Genomic DNA, 12345 nt, shown 5'->3' on the forward strand with positions numbered 1-12345 from the left:
CTTTTCCGATGTTAATTTCAAAGCACGTTGTTATAAACGCATAAAGTCATTAAATAATGCGAGGAGCATCATGCTACCCAGCAGTACCATACCAATTTTTAAACCAACCAATTGTATTTGTTCAGAAACAGGTTTACCACGAATCAATTCAATAAAGTAGTACACTAAATGTCCGCCATCCAGCATTGGAATCGGCAACAAGTTTAATATCCCCAAACTTACACTCATCAACGCCATGAATGAAATGAAAGTTTGCCATCCCATTTCAGCGCTTTGACCAGCAACTTTGGCAATCGTGATCGGACCTGATAGGTTTTCCAATCCAATTAAACCACGCACCATTTTTACCATAGAATTCAGGATCATGGTGCTAATTTGCCCTGTCTTATCTAACGCTTTACCAAAAGCTTCTACAGGACCATATTGAATGGTTTGTTTGTATTCTTCAGGAATAACCACCTTGCCTGGGTTATTTTGCACTCCAAGCACGCCAGACACATTACCCATGTTATCTCGCTTGCCTTGCGGCATGACTTCCAAATGCACCAGCTGATTTTGACGCAAGACATCAATTTTAAGTAGTTTCTCGGGCGATGCTTGCACCACCTCAACCACATCAAACCAGTCTTTCATCTTCACGCCATCAATCGCGACAATGCGGTCACCCTCTTTCATGCCCTGACGAATTGCCGCACCATCATCACTTAATTTCATGACTGTTGCGGGAATATATGGACGAAAAGGGATAAAACCCAGACTATCTAAAGGCGATTGATTTTGATCTTTCAAGAAGTTTTTAATTGGCAATTCAAAAGACTGGAGTTGTCCATTTCGATTAGCATCGATATGAATCACACCCGTCTCACCCGCACGATCAACCAGAGCAAAATTAAGTTGTTCCCAAGTCGTCGTCTTCGCACCATCAACAGCTGTAATCTTATCGCCAACTTGCATTTGTGCGGTTGCAGCTGGCGTGTTCAGCAAAACTTTACCGACACGTGTGTTTAACTGTTCTTGCGCAGGTAGAAACAATACCCAAAACAACAAAACTGCAAAAATAAGATTAATTAATGGGCCAGCAGCTACAATTGCAATACGTTTCCATGGATGCTGACGGTTAAAGGCATAAGGTAAATCAGCTTCTGCAACATTACCTTCACGTTCATCCAACATTTTGACATAGCCACCCAAAGGCAAAGCAGACAATTGATATTGAATACCTGACTTTTTAGATGTCCACTTTAATACAGTTGGACCAAAGCCAATTGAATAAACTAAAACTTTAACGCCGAGTTTACGTGCAACAAAATAGTGTCCGAACTCATGAATTGCAATGAGCGGCCCGAGCAATAAAATTGCCGCAACAATAATAAACAAGGCATTCATGTTAGCTTCCTTTACTGCTTACAAACTGCTGAGCAATTGATCTAGCAGTTGAATCGACTTGTAAGATTAAATCAATTGAATCCGCAGAACCATTTTCAACCTGATTCAATGTATGTTCAACCACTACGGGTATATCTGTAAAACGAATCTGCTTTTGCAAGAAAGATGCCACGGCAACTTCATTGGCTGCATTTAAAATTGCAGGCGCCAAACCACCCGCTTGCATCGATTGGCGCGCCAAACTCAATGCAGGAAAACGAGTAGTATCTGGCTCCTGAAAATCAAGACGATGATTTACAAATAAATCCAAAGCTGGAACATGAGTATCAATACGTTTTGGCCAAGCCAAAGCATGCGCAATTGGAGTACACATATCTGGATTCCCCATTTGCGCCAACGTTGAACCATCAACGTATTGCACCATGGAGTGAATAATACTCTGTGGATGAACCACAATTGTTACAAAATGTTCTGAAATTGCAAAGAGATGACACGCTTCGATGAGTTCAAGGCCTTTATTCATTAAAGTCGCTGAATCCACCGAGATTTTTTGCCCCATAGACCAATTCGGATGCTTACAGGCTTGTGCTGGCGTAACACCATGCAACTGATCTAAGGAATGATGAAGAAATGGACCACCTGACGCGGTAAGCAGAATACGCGACACACCCAGTTTTGGCTGCCCATTACGCTCTGCATTTAAATATTGTTCAGGTAAACACTGAAAAATCGCATTGTGTTCCGAGTCGACTGGCAACAATAAAGCTTGATGATCGCGCGCTGCTTGCATCATCAAGTCACCAGACATTACCAGTGCTTCTTTATTGGCAAGCAACACTCGTTTGCCTGCTTTAACTGCTGCCAAGGTCGGCAATAGACCCGCTGCCCCAACGATCGCCGCCATCACCACATCAACTTCAGGATGACAAGCTACAGCCTCTAAGCCAGCCTCATCAAACAAGATTTCAATCTCTTGAAGATCTTCCTGTAAAAAAAGTTGCCGCAATTCCTGTTCTTTTTCAGATGGAATCACCACAACTTTAGGTCGGAACTGCTTACAGATGTGTACCAGCTCCTGAATTCGACTAAATGCCGTAATCGCAAAGACAGAATAGTCTTCAGGATGCTGTTGCAGTATTTTTAAGGTACTCTGACCAATAGAACCCGTTACACCCAAGATACAAACAGCTTGTGACATTTACAAATCTACGCCAATAAGTTTTAACACATACATACCTGCAGCAAAAATTGGCGCTGCAGCTAATAATGAATCGATACGATCTAGAACCCCACCATGCCCAGGTAAGATGCGACCAGAATCTTTAATTCCAGCACGACGTTTGATCATTGACTCAAACAAGTCCCCAAGTACCGAACTAAACACCGTGACTATAGAGAGAATCAAAAACAAAATATGTTGTGCTAAGGTTAAATCCAGATACAGAATTTCAACCGCAATCACAATAATCATTGAAGTTAAAATCCCACCGTACAAACCCTCTACAGATTTATTCGGACTAACATCGGGTGCAAGCTTCTTCTTACCAAACTTACGCCCAACAAAATAAGCACCACTATCTGCACCCCAAACCAGCAAGAACAGGTACATTAACCACCATGGCGAACTAAACCATAGCGCAAAAATAGCGGTAACGGCTGCAGCAACCAGTACAAAACCCAAGAAATAAAGGCTATTGTTATACCAGCCATCATATTCTGGGTAATTTTTCACCCAATAAACACTGACTAACCAAGATAAAATAGAAGCACACCACAACAATAGTGCAATGTCTTTAAAATATAATGCCAAAGTTGCTAATGCCGCAGTCACTAGACCGTAGCACCATGCAAAAGGCTTGATGATTTGATTTGTTTTTCTAGGCATGAGCTTAAACCACTCATAACCAGCAACCCCAGCGGCAACAATCATCAGAATCAACATCGGATACTGTGATTGAGTGGCAAACATACAGCTCAGTACAACTGCCACCAATACCAATGCGGTAATAATCCGCTCTAACATTTATTAATTCTCAAATTTATCTTGTTGAATTTGCTCAGATGTTTTACCGAAACGACGCTCACGCCCTGCGAAGACTTCAAGTGCATAATCAAATTCTTGCACACCAAATTCAGGCCATAAAGTTTCAGTAAAATACAACTCTGCATAAGCTGCTTGCCAAAGCAAGAAATTCGACAGTCGATAATCTCCACCTGTGCGAATCAGCAAATCTACAGCAGGCAAATCAGACAAACTAATATGCTGCCCCATAAGCTCAGCATTAATCTGTTCAACTTCAAGCTTGCCAGCTTTTACTTCTTGAGCAATTTGCTGAGCTGCTTGCGCCATGTCCCACATACCACCATAACTTACTGCGATGGTTAAAGTCATTTGAGTGAACTTAGCAGTCCTTTGCTCGGCATGCAACATCAACTCACGTAAATGCGGAGACAAGCGAGAACGATCACCAATAAATCGCAAAGCAATTTCAAATCTTTCCATGCGCGGGATTTGCTCATGAATTGTTTCTTTCAACAAATTCATCAGCAAATCCACCTCAAACTGAGGTCTATTCCAGTTTTCACTTGAAAATGCAAAAACGGTTAAGGCTTGAATATTTCTTTTTCGACAATGCTCAACAATTGGATCAAGGACATTTTTACCCTCACGGTGTCCCGCACCCTTTTGCATTTGCATTTTTTTGGCAAAACGATTGTTGCCATCCATAATGATGGCAACATGTTTTGGAAGATGTGTAGCGTCTTCAGATGTGGTCATTAATCTTAGACCTTCATTAATTCAGCTTCTTTAGCAGCTAAACGCTTTTCAACTTCAGCAACGTATTTGTCTGTGATTTTTTGAATATCATCACCTGCACGGCGCTCATCATCTTCAGAAATTTCTTTTTCTTTCAACAATGCTTTGAGATCACCCAATACATCACGACGAATGTTACGAATAGCAACTTTTGCGTTTTCAGCTTCGTTACGTGCAACTTTCTGCATGTCACGACGTGTTTCTTCAGTCAAAGCTGCCATTGGTACACGAATCGCATCTGCAGTAATTGGATTAAGACCCAAATCTGATTCACGAATCGCTTTATCAATTGCCGCAACCATTGAACGCTCAAACGGCTGAACTAAAAGTGTACGAGAATCTTCTACACCAACGTTAGCCACCTGATTTAAAGGAACATCAGAGCCATAGTAAGGAACCATTACACCGTTCAGAATGGATGGATGCGCTCGTCCAGTACGAACCTTTGCAAAACCATGTTCCAACGAGTCAAGCGACTTGTTCATACGGTCTTCTGCGTCTTTTTTAAGATCGTTAATCATATGATCTTCCTTACTTAATTCTTAAAGATGTAATTACTAAAATAGCGAGTAGTATAAAGAGCTTTCAGGCTCACGTACATTAATTCGTAACGTGAGTCCCTTCTTTTTCACCCATAACCACAGAAAGCAACGCGCCAGACTTGTTCATATCAAATACTTGAAGCGGAACATTATGGTCACGGCACAAGCAAATTGCAGTTAAATCCATCACACCCAATTTCTCATCCAACACTTGGTCGAATGTTAAGTGATCATATTTAACTGCATCATCAAATTTGCTTGGGTCTTTGTTATAAACACCATCAACTTTCGTTGCTTTCAAGATGAGGCTCGCTTCAATTTCAATACCACGCAAGCAAGCAGCAGTATCAGTCGTAAAGAATGGATTGCCTGTACCCGCAACGAATACGCACACTTCACCTTGAGTCAGGTGACGAATTGCATCACGGCTAGAATAAGATTCCACCACAGTACCAATTGGCAATGCTGACATTAAACGCGTTTTAATGTTACGACGAACCAATGCATCGCGCATGGCTAAACCGTTCATCACCGTTGCCAACATACCCATTTGATCACCCGTTACACGACCAACCAAACCATCTTTTTGTAACTGGCTACCACGGTATAAGTTACCACCACCAACAACAATACCAACCTGCACACCCAAACCAACCAAATGTGCAATTGACAGTGACATTTGATCAAGTACTTGTGCATCGATACCCATGTCTTTATTGCCCGCAAGCGCTTCACCCGAAAGTTTTAGCAAGATGCGTGAATAGCGTGGATTCTTTGAATCTGACATTCCAAACTCCAAATTAACTTAATTTCTATTTTTCTATATATGGATTTACTTAAGCCGATTTCACTCGAATCAACTTTGCAAACAAGTCGTATTCATCTGCATCAGTAATTTCAACTTCAAGCAGATCACCAGCTTTAATCAGACTCTTGTCGATATCTTCCACAAAGACGTTGCCATCAATTTCAGGCGCATCCGCATAAGAACGTGCAACTGCAACTGGGAACTCTTCTTCAAGATCATCAACCAATACTGTCATGACTTGACCAATACGTTTTTGAAGTTTCGCAGCAGAAATTTCTTGCTGAACTTCCATAAAACGCTCATAACGCTCTTGCTTAATTTCTTCAGGCACATGATCAGGTAAATCATTTGCCGTAGCACCCTCAACTGGTGAATACGTAAAGCAGCCTACTCGATCTAGCTGCGCTTCTTTCAACCAATCTAGCAACATTTGGAAATCTTCTTCAGTTTCACCAGGGAAACCAACCACAAATGTTGAGCGAATCACCAATTCAGGGCACTTCTCACGCCATAACTTAAGACGCTCTAAAGTGTTTTCACTATGGGCTGGTCGCTTCATCAATTTTAAGATGCGCGGACTGGCATGCTGAAAAGGAATATCTAAATACGGTAAAATTTTACCTTGTGCCATTAAATCGATAACAGCATCTACGTGCGGATACGGATAAACATAGTGCAAACGCACCCAGATCCCGAGTTGACCTAAGGCTTCACACATGTCATAAAATTTGGTTTTAACAGGCTGACCGTTCCAGAAATCCAGCTTGTATTTGGTATCCACACCATAAGCCGAAGTATCTTGAGAAATCACCAATACTTCTTTTACGCCTGCACGTTTTAATGCAGCCGCTTCATCCAGAACTGAACCAACTGGACGTGAGACTAAATCACCACGCATGCTTGGAATAATACAGAAGGTACAACGATGGTTACATCCTTCCGATATTTTTAAATAAGCATAATGTTTCGGGGTTAGGCGAATGCCTTGCTCTGGTACCAAATCAATAAATGGATTGTGCTTTGGTGGCGCAGGCACATATTCATGTACCGCTTCCATGACATCCTGATAGGCTGCCGCACCTGTGACTTTAAGGACATTTGGGTGCATTTCACGAATTCTATCTTCGTCTTTACCTAAACAACCTGTCACAATAACTTTACCATTGGCGCTCATAGCTTCGCCAATCGCATCCAATGATTCTTGTACTGCAGATTCAATAAAACCACAGGTATTAACAACAACCAAATCGGCACCATCATAATCTGATGCCACATCATAACCTTCAGTCTTTAACTGAGTTAAAATTCGTTCAGAATCTACCAATGCCTTAGGACAACCTAAAGAAACAAAACCGACTTTGGGGGACTTCATGAATCTGCGCTCCACTAGAATCCGCGTATTGTAAGACTTTTCTATTCATAAAAATAGGTGGAAAGCCTACTCTTTCTGTAATGCACCAAAATTAATCCATTGTTTGCTTTATATATTTACATTTGCACCATTTTGATACATTTTAAAAGTTATCTACCCATAATCTTCGGCTTACAATTTTAATAAAGTCCAATTTCAGCGCATTTTCTTAATAAAGGCTCAACTTTGACACGCCGGATTTAAAGTTGGCGTGCATTTTGCTTAATTTGCATCAATTGCGTTCCAATATTGGACTATTAATTGCTTTTTGAAGATGCCATTGCGCCATTTTAACACAGGATACCCTCGCTAATGGATCAGCCACATACTATCGACTACCGCGTTTTGGTGGACAATTTGACCACCGCGATTTTGCTTGTCGACAGTAAACTTAATATTTTTTATTTAAACTCATCATGCGAGTCATTGTTTGATATGAGTTTATTGCGAGCAAATGGACAACCCGTCCTCAATTTGCTGCATATGCCTAACGATGAATTCAATACACAAGAAGCATTATTTAACACTTTAGCTACGGGTCAACCTTATACACGTCGTGAAGCCACCATCAATGTCAACTTTAAAGACATTCATGTGGATTACACCGTATCGCAACTGAATGCTGGTAAACCTTATCACCCTTTACTGTTAATTGAGCTGAATCCGATTGATCGGATGCTGAAAATTTCCAAAGAAGAAAACCTTATTCAGCAGCATCAGGTTGCACGCCAGCTCATTCGCGGGGTTGCTCACGAAATTAAGAACCCTTTAGGCGGGATTCGCGGCGCAACGCAACTTTTAGCACGTTGTTTAAACAACCCAGAATATTCAGAATTCACTGACATTATTATTAGTGAAGTCGATCGTCTGCGTAATCTAGCCGACACCATGCTCGGTTCACGTCAATTACCAAGCTATGAACCCGTCAATGTTCACGAACCTCTAGAACGCGTCCGCTCACTGATTGCCAATCAAACCAAAAAGAAAATCAAGATCACACGTGATTATGATCTTTCATTACCTGACGTAAATGCTGATCGCGATCAGCTGATTCAGGTCATGCTGAACATCAGCGTCAATGCCGTTCAAGCGATGATGGAAAATAAAGATTTCTTCACCGAACATCAACCTGAACTGGTTTTAAGAACTCGCATTCAGCGCTTGGTCACCATTAATGGTGTGCTGAATCGCTCTGCAGTTCGCGTTGATATTGAGGACAATGGACCAGGCGTTCCTGAAGAGATCTTGGAATCCGTGTTCTATCCACTTGTGACTGGGCGTGCCAAAGGCACAGGACTCGGTCTGAGTATTGCACAAAACATTATGCATCAACATAACGGAATGATTGAGTGCCAATCTGTTCCGGGAAAAACAGTATTTAGCTTATATTTACCTTGGGAGTCTAACCATGTCGCGAAATAAAATATGGGTAATTGATGACGATCGCGCCATGCGATGGGTGCTTGAAAAAACATTTAAAGAAGAAGGTTTTGATGTTACCAGCTTTGAAGAAGCACAATCTGCTTTAGATCAGCTTGCTAGCGATGCGCCTGATGTCATTCTGACGGACATCCGCATGCCGGGTATCGATGGATTAACCTTCTTAGCCAAAGTCAAAAGCAACTACCCAGACCTCCCTGTCATTATTATGACAGCGCACTCTGATTTAGAATCCGCAGTGTCAAGCTATCAAACTGGTGCTTTTGAATATCTACCAAAACCATTTGACATTGATGAAGCATTGGCGTTGGTCAATCGTGCCATCCTACATATTACCAAGCTGCAACAACAAGAATCAGCAAAAACAGCTTCTCCAATTCAATCGACAGAGATTATTGGTGAATCACCTGCCATGCAGGAAGTCTTCCGTGCGATTGGTCGCCTTTCTCAGTCCCACATTACTGTTCTGATTAATGGTGAATCTGGTACGGGTAAAGAATTGGTTGCGCATGCTTTACATCGCCATTCGCCGCGTAGCAGCAAACCATTTATTGCCTTGAACATGGCAGCCATTCCAAAAGACTTGATCGAGACCGAATTATTTGGCCATGAAAAAGGTGCATTTACGGGCGCCAATACGCAACGTCAAGGACGTTTCGAACAAGCCAACGGCGGTACACTGTTCCTTGATGAAATTGGGGACATGCCGTTTGAAACACAAACTCGCTTATTACGTGTCTTGGCGGATGGTGAGTTCTATCGCGTTGGTGGTCACATTCCAGTCAAAGTCGATGTCCGCATTGTTGCAGCAACGCACCAAGATTTAGAAAAGCTGGTAAATGAAGGTCGCTTCCGTGAAGACTTGTATCACCGTCTCAACGTGATCCGTATTCACATTCCAAAACTTGCGCATCGTAGCGAAGATATTCCTATGCTCGCGCAGCATTTCTTGGCGCGTGCAGGCAAAGAACTCGGGGTTAGCCCAAAAATCTTGCGCCCTGAAACACAAGAATACATGCAGCAATTGCCTTGGCAAGGTAATGTTCGCCAATTGGAAAATACATGCCGATGGCTTACGGTGATGATTACAGGTCGTGAGGTTTATCCTGAAGACCTGCCTTCTGAACTAAAACAGATTCCGATTGAGAAATCATCAGAACAAACTACCACTTCCAATTTCGACCGTATCTCGCTACATCATTGGGATGAATTACTGGGTCAATGGGCAATTCAAAAGCTCAAAAACGGCGAAATGAAGATTCTGGATATTGCGACACCAATGTTTGAACGTACATTGATTAATGCCGCACTACAACAAACGCGTGGTCGTAAACGTCATGCCGCTGAACTTTTAGGTTGGGGGCGTAACACCCTAACTCGCAAGTTGAAAGAACTTGGCATGGAAACCGCTGACGACGATATTGAAGAAGAAATTGAAGGCTAAACCTGCATATAAAAACAGCTCCTTTCATGGAGCTGTTTTTATTTAATTAGACTGCAAAACCTGTATAGCGATACATATTTTCCACACCTAATTCTGAACGCACCAAAATGGCTTGCTCAAAATCGACCTTCATGATTTCAGCATAGACATTTGCAGTTTCATCGTCATGAATTTCATCGACTGAACGCGACATTTTCTGTTCAAAACGGTCTGACACAAATTCAAAACCTAAATCCATTGCAATAAACAACGTATGTTCACAAGGCTGAATATATTGCTCTTCCGACCAATCCACAACAGCATGCTGACAAATTGGACAGCAGATATTACTGTCTTCTGAATCTATTTCAATGATTTGTTGGTACATCTTTTTTCAACTGTATTCTCTTGTTTGCAGTCTAAAGGATTCCATCGAAAATTTACATGAAATACCTACGTTTTAAAATTGACAATATGCAACATTAACTCTAAATTTTAAAAATCGTTGCATAAATGGAATTATAAATGTTATCTGATTTAGATGATTTTTATTGCTTTGCTTTAGTGGTGGAACACGGTGGTTTTAGTGCCGCAGAACGAGCGACTGACATCCCCAAATCCAAACTGAGTCGTCGCGTTTACAATTTAGAAGAACGTCTGGGCGTGCGACTGATTCAGCGAAGTTCACGCCATTTTGCAGTCACAGAAATTGGCATGAACGTCTATCGTCACGCACAAGTCATGATGAATGCCGCACAAGCAGCACATGACTTAGTCGACCATTTAAGTGTTGAACCCCGCGGTGTCATTAAAGTCAGCCTCCCTGTTTCGATTGCCCAAAATGAAATCACTAAAGTTTTGCCCGGCTTTTTAAAAAAATATCCAGAAATTAAAGTACAGCTTTTGGTCAGTAACCGACGTGTCGATGTCATTAATGAAGGCATTGATATCGCTTTGCGTGTTCGCTCCAATCTTGATGATGATCCGAGCCTGATCTTAAGAAAATTTGAACTGATTGAACAACACTTATTTGCCAGCCAAGCCTATCTAAATGAATTTGGTGAACTGAAGCAACCTGAAGACCTAGCAAAGCACCATATCCTCAGCATGGTGGATGAACATCTTGATCAACAGATTATTGTGCACGAAAACCAAAATCATCAAAAGAAAATTAAAGTCAATCCTGTAGTTATGGGTTCCGATTTAATGATGCTGGCGCAACTGGCGCGACAGAACTGCGGTATCGCTTTATTACCCGATTCAATTGCGCAAGATTACATCAAAACAGGTGAATTGGTTCGCGTCTTACCTGACTGGAAAGCACCGCACGGGATATTCCATGCTGTCTATCCATCACGTCGCGGACAACTTCCTGCAGTGCGGGTATTCATCGACTATTTAGTGGAACACCTCAGCCACAAATAAAAAACACTCAAAAAAAAAAGCTTATCCGAGGAGGATAAGCTTGAAAATCAAAATAAGAAACTACAGCTAGAATCTTGGAGTGCATTATATAAATTGCACAAAATTTCATCAAATATAAAAAAACGATTAATTCTTCTGACCAATATTCACTCGACCCAGAAAATATTTGCCTTCATTCTAATCACGATAGAAATTAGCTGTAAATAAACAATTAAAGTCAAAAAATTAGACTTAAGTCTAAATTCAACTTTCATTCAGCCGTCATTTGATTTCAGGATAATCACCTGTTCCTTCTGGCCATGGGGTTAACAGTTCAAAGCCAGTCTCGGTTACTGCAATCATGTGTTCCCATTGCGCAGAAAGTGACTTATCCACGGTCACAACAGTCCAACCATCTCTTAACTCTTTCACCGAACCACGACCAATATTCACCATCGGCTCAATGGTAAACACCATGCCTTTCTTGAGCTTCAAGCCCTGACCAGGTTGACCGTAGTGCAAAACGCTAGGTTGTTCATGGTAAACTTTACCGATGCCGTGTCCGCAGTAATCTTTTACAATACTAAAGCCTTCACGCTGCGCGACAGACTGTATCGCAAAACCAATATCACCTAATGTAGCATCAGGCTTCACCGCTTGAATACCCGCGAGCATAGCTTCATAGGTTGTATCTACCAGCTTTTTGGCTTCTGGCTTCACACTCCCCACATAGTACATTCGGCTGGTATCACCAAAATAACCATCCTTAATGATCGCAACATCAATATTAATAATGTCCCCATCTTCTAAAATACGGGTTGCAGATGGAATTCCGTGACAAACCACTTCATTCGGAGAAATACAGGTGGTTTTGGTATAGCCATAATAACCAATATTGGCAGGAGTCACATTTAAGGTATTCACAATATAATCATGGCAAATATCATCTAGATATTCTGTACTTACACCAGGCTTAACATGCTCGCCAATCATTGCCAAAACTTGTGCAGCCAAACGCCCAGACACACGTAGTTTTTCAATATCTTGCTCAGTTTTAATCACTACTGAAGAAGCCAGCATATCCTCACCCTCTTAAATGATGCAGGCATTATA

General features: G+C 41.6%; 12 protein-coding genes. 3 read left to right on the plus strand and 9 right to left on the minus strand.

Annotated elements, in window-relative coordinates; genetic code table 11:
* Nucleotides 1–30: 30 nt before the first annotated feature.
* The 7 genes from rseP to rimO all read right to left on the minus strand — a co-directional run bounded on the left by rseP (nucleotide 31) and on the right by rimO (nucleotide 6926).
* Complete coding sequence (rseP, locus tag ACWQ4X_RS11710) at nucleotides 31–1386, minus strand: RIP metalloprotease RseP (protein WP_457903751.1); 1356 nt, start codon at nucleotides 1384–1386, stop codon at nucleotides 31–33.
* A 1-nt stretch (nucleotide 1387) separates the two neighbouring features.
* Complete coding sequence (ispC, locus tag ACWQ4X_RS11715; protein ID WP_457903752.1) at nucleotides 1388–2584, minus strand: 1-deoxy-D-xylulose-5-phosphate reductoisomerase; 1197 nt, start codon at nucleotides 2582–2584, stop codon at nucleotides 1388–1390.
* Entirely contained in the window at nucleotides 2585–3409 is an 825-nt protein-coding gene (locus ACWQ4X_RS11720) for a phosphatidate cytidylyltransferase (RefSeq protein ID WP_142768901.1), read from the minus strand.
* A gap of 3 nt (nucleotides 3410–3412) precedes the next feature.
* Nucleotides 3413–4165, minus strand: coding sequence for a polyprenyl diphosphate synthase (gene uppS, locus ACWQ4X_RS11725; RefSeq protein ID WP_457903753.1), 753 nt, complete (start codon nucleotides 4163–4165; stop codon nucleotides 3413–3415).
* 5 nt (nucleotides 4166–4170) lie between these two features.
* Nucleotides 4171–4725, minus strand: coding sequence for a ribosome recycling factor (frr, locus tag ACWQ4X_RS11730; RefSeq protein ID WP_142768903.1), 555 nt, complete (start codon nucleotides 4723–4725; stop codon nucleotides 4171–4173).
* Between the two features lie 79 nt (nucleotides 4726–4804).
* Nucleotides 4805–5533 carry a UMP kinase gene (pyrH, locus tag ACWQ4X_RS11735; protein ID WP_100242445.1) on the minus strand — a complete coding sequence of 243 codons (729 nt, stop codon included), beginning with the start codon at nucleotides 5531–5533 and terminating at the stop codon, nucleotides 4805–4807.
* A gap of 49 nt (nucleotides 5534–5582) precedes the next feature.
* Nucleotides 5583–6926 (minus strand): 30S ribosomal protein S12 methylthiotransferase RimO, encoded by a 1344-nt coding sequence (rimO, locus tag ACWQ4X_RS11740; protein WP_457903754.1) that lies wholly within the window; start codon nucleotides 6924–6926, stop codon nucleotides 5583–5585.
* 351 nt (nucleotides 6927–7277) lie between these two features.
* On the opposite strand from rimO, the gene glnL reads away from it, so the two are divergent.
* Together glnL and glnG are read left to right on the plus strand one after the other, a co-directional pair.
* Nucleotides 7278–8387: a nitrogen regulation protein NR(II) gene (glnL, locus tag ACWQ4X_RS11745; protein ID WP_457903755.1), complete on the plus strand. Its 1110-nt coding sequence runs from the start codon at nucleotides 7278–7280 to the stop codon at nucleotides 8385–8387.
* Nucleotides 8374–9849 (plus strand): nitrogen regulation protein NR(I), encoded by a 1476-nt coding sequence (gene glnG / locus ACWQ4X_RS11750; protein WP_457903756.1) that lies wholly within the window; start codon nucleotides 8374–8376, stop codon nucleotides 9847–9849. The genes glnL and glnG overlap by 14 nt, the downstream gene beginning before the upstream one ends.
* Before the next feature lie 46 nt (nucleotides 9850–9895).
* On the opposite strand, the gene ACWQ4X_RS11755 is transcribed toward glnG, so the two are convergent.
* Complete coding sequence (locus ACWQ4X_RS11755) at nucleotides 9896–10216, minus strand: hypothetical protein (protein ID WP_457903757.1); 321 nt, start codon at nucleotides 10214–10216, stop codon at nucleotides 9896–9898.
* A gap of 137 nt (nucleotides 10217–10353) precedes the next feature.
* Between ACWQ4X_RS11755 and ACWQ4X_RS11760 the strand changes: the two genes are divergently transcribed.
* Nucleotides 10354–11253, plus strand: a complete 900-nt coding sequence (locus tag ACWQ4X_RS11760) for a LysR family transcriptional regulator (protein WP_457903758.1) — start codon at nucleotides 10354–10356, stop codon at nucleotides 11251–11253.
* Between the two features lie 261 nt (nucleotides 11254–11514).
* Here ACWQ4X_RS11760 and map read toward each other — a convergent pair whose 3' ends face one another.
* Complete coding sequence (map, locus tag ACWQ4X_RS11765; RefSeq protein WP_457903759.1) at nucleotides 11515–12312, minus strand: type I methionyl aminopeptidase; 798 nt, start codon at nucleotides 12310–12312, stop codon at nucleotides 11515–11517.
* Nucleotides 12313–12345: the final 33 nt, after the last annotated feature.

The organism is Acinetobacter sp. NigerLNRRAM0016, assembly GCF_054112845.1.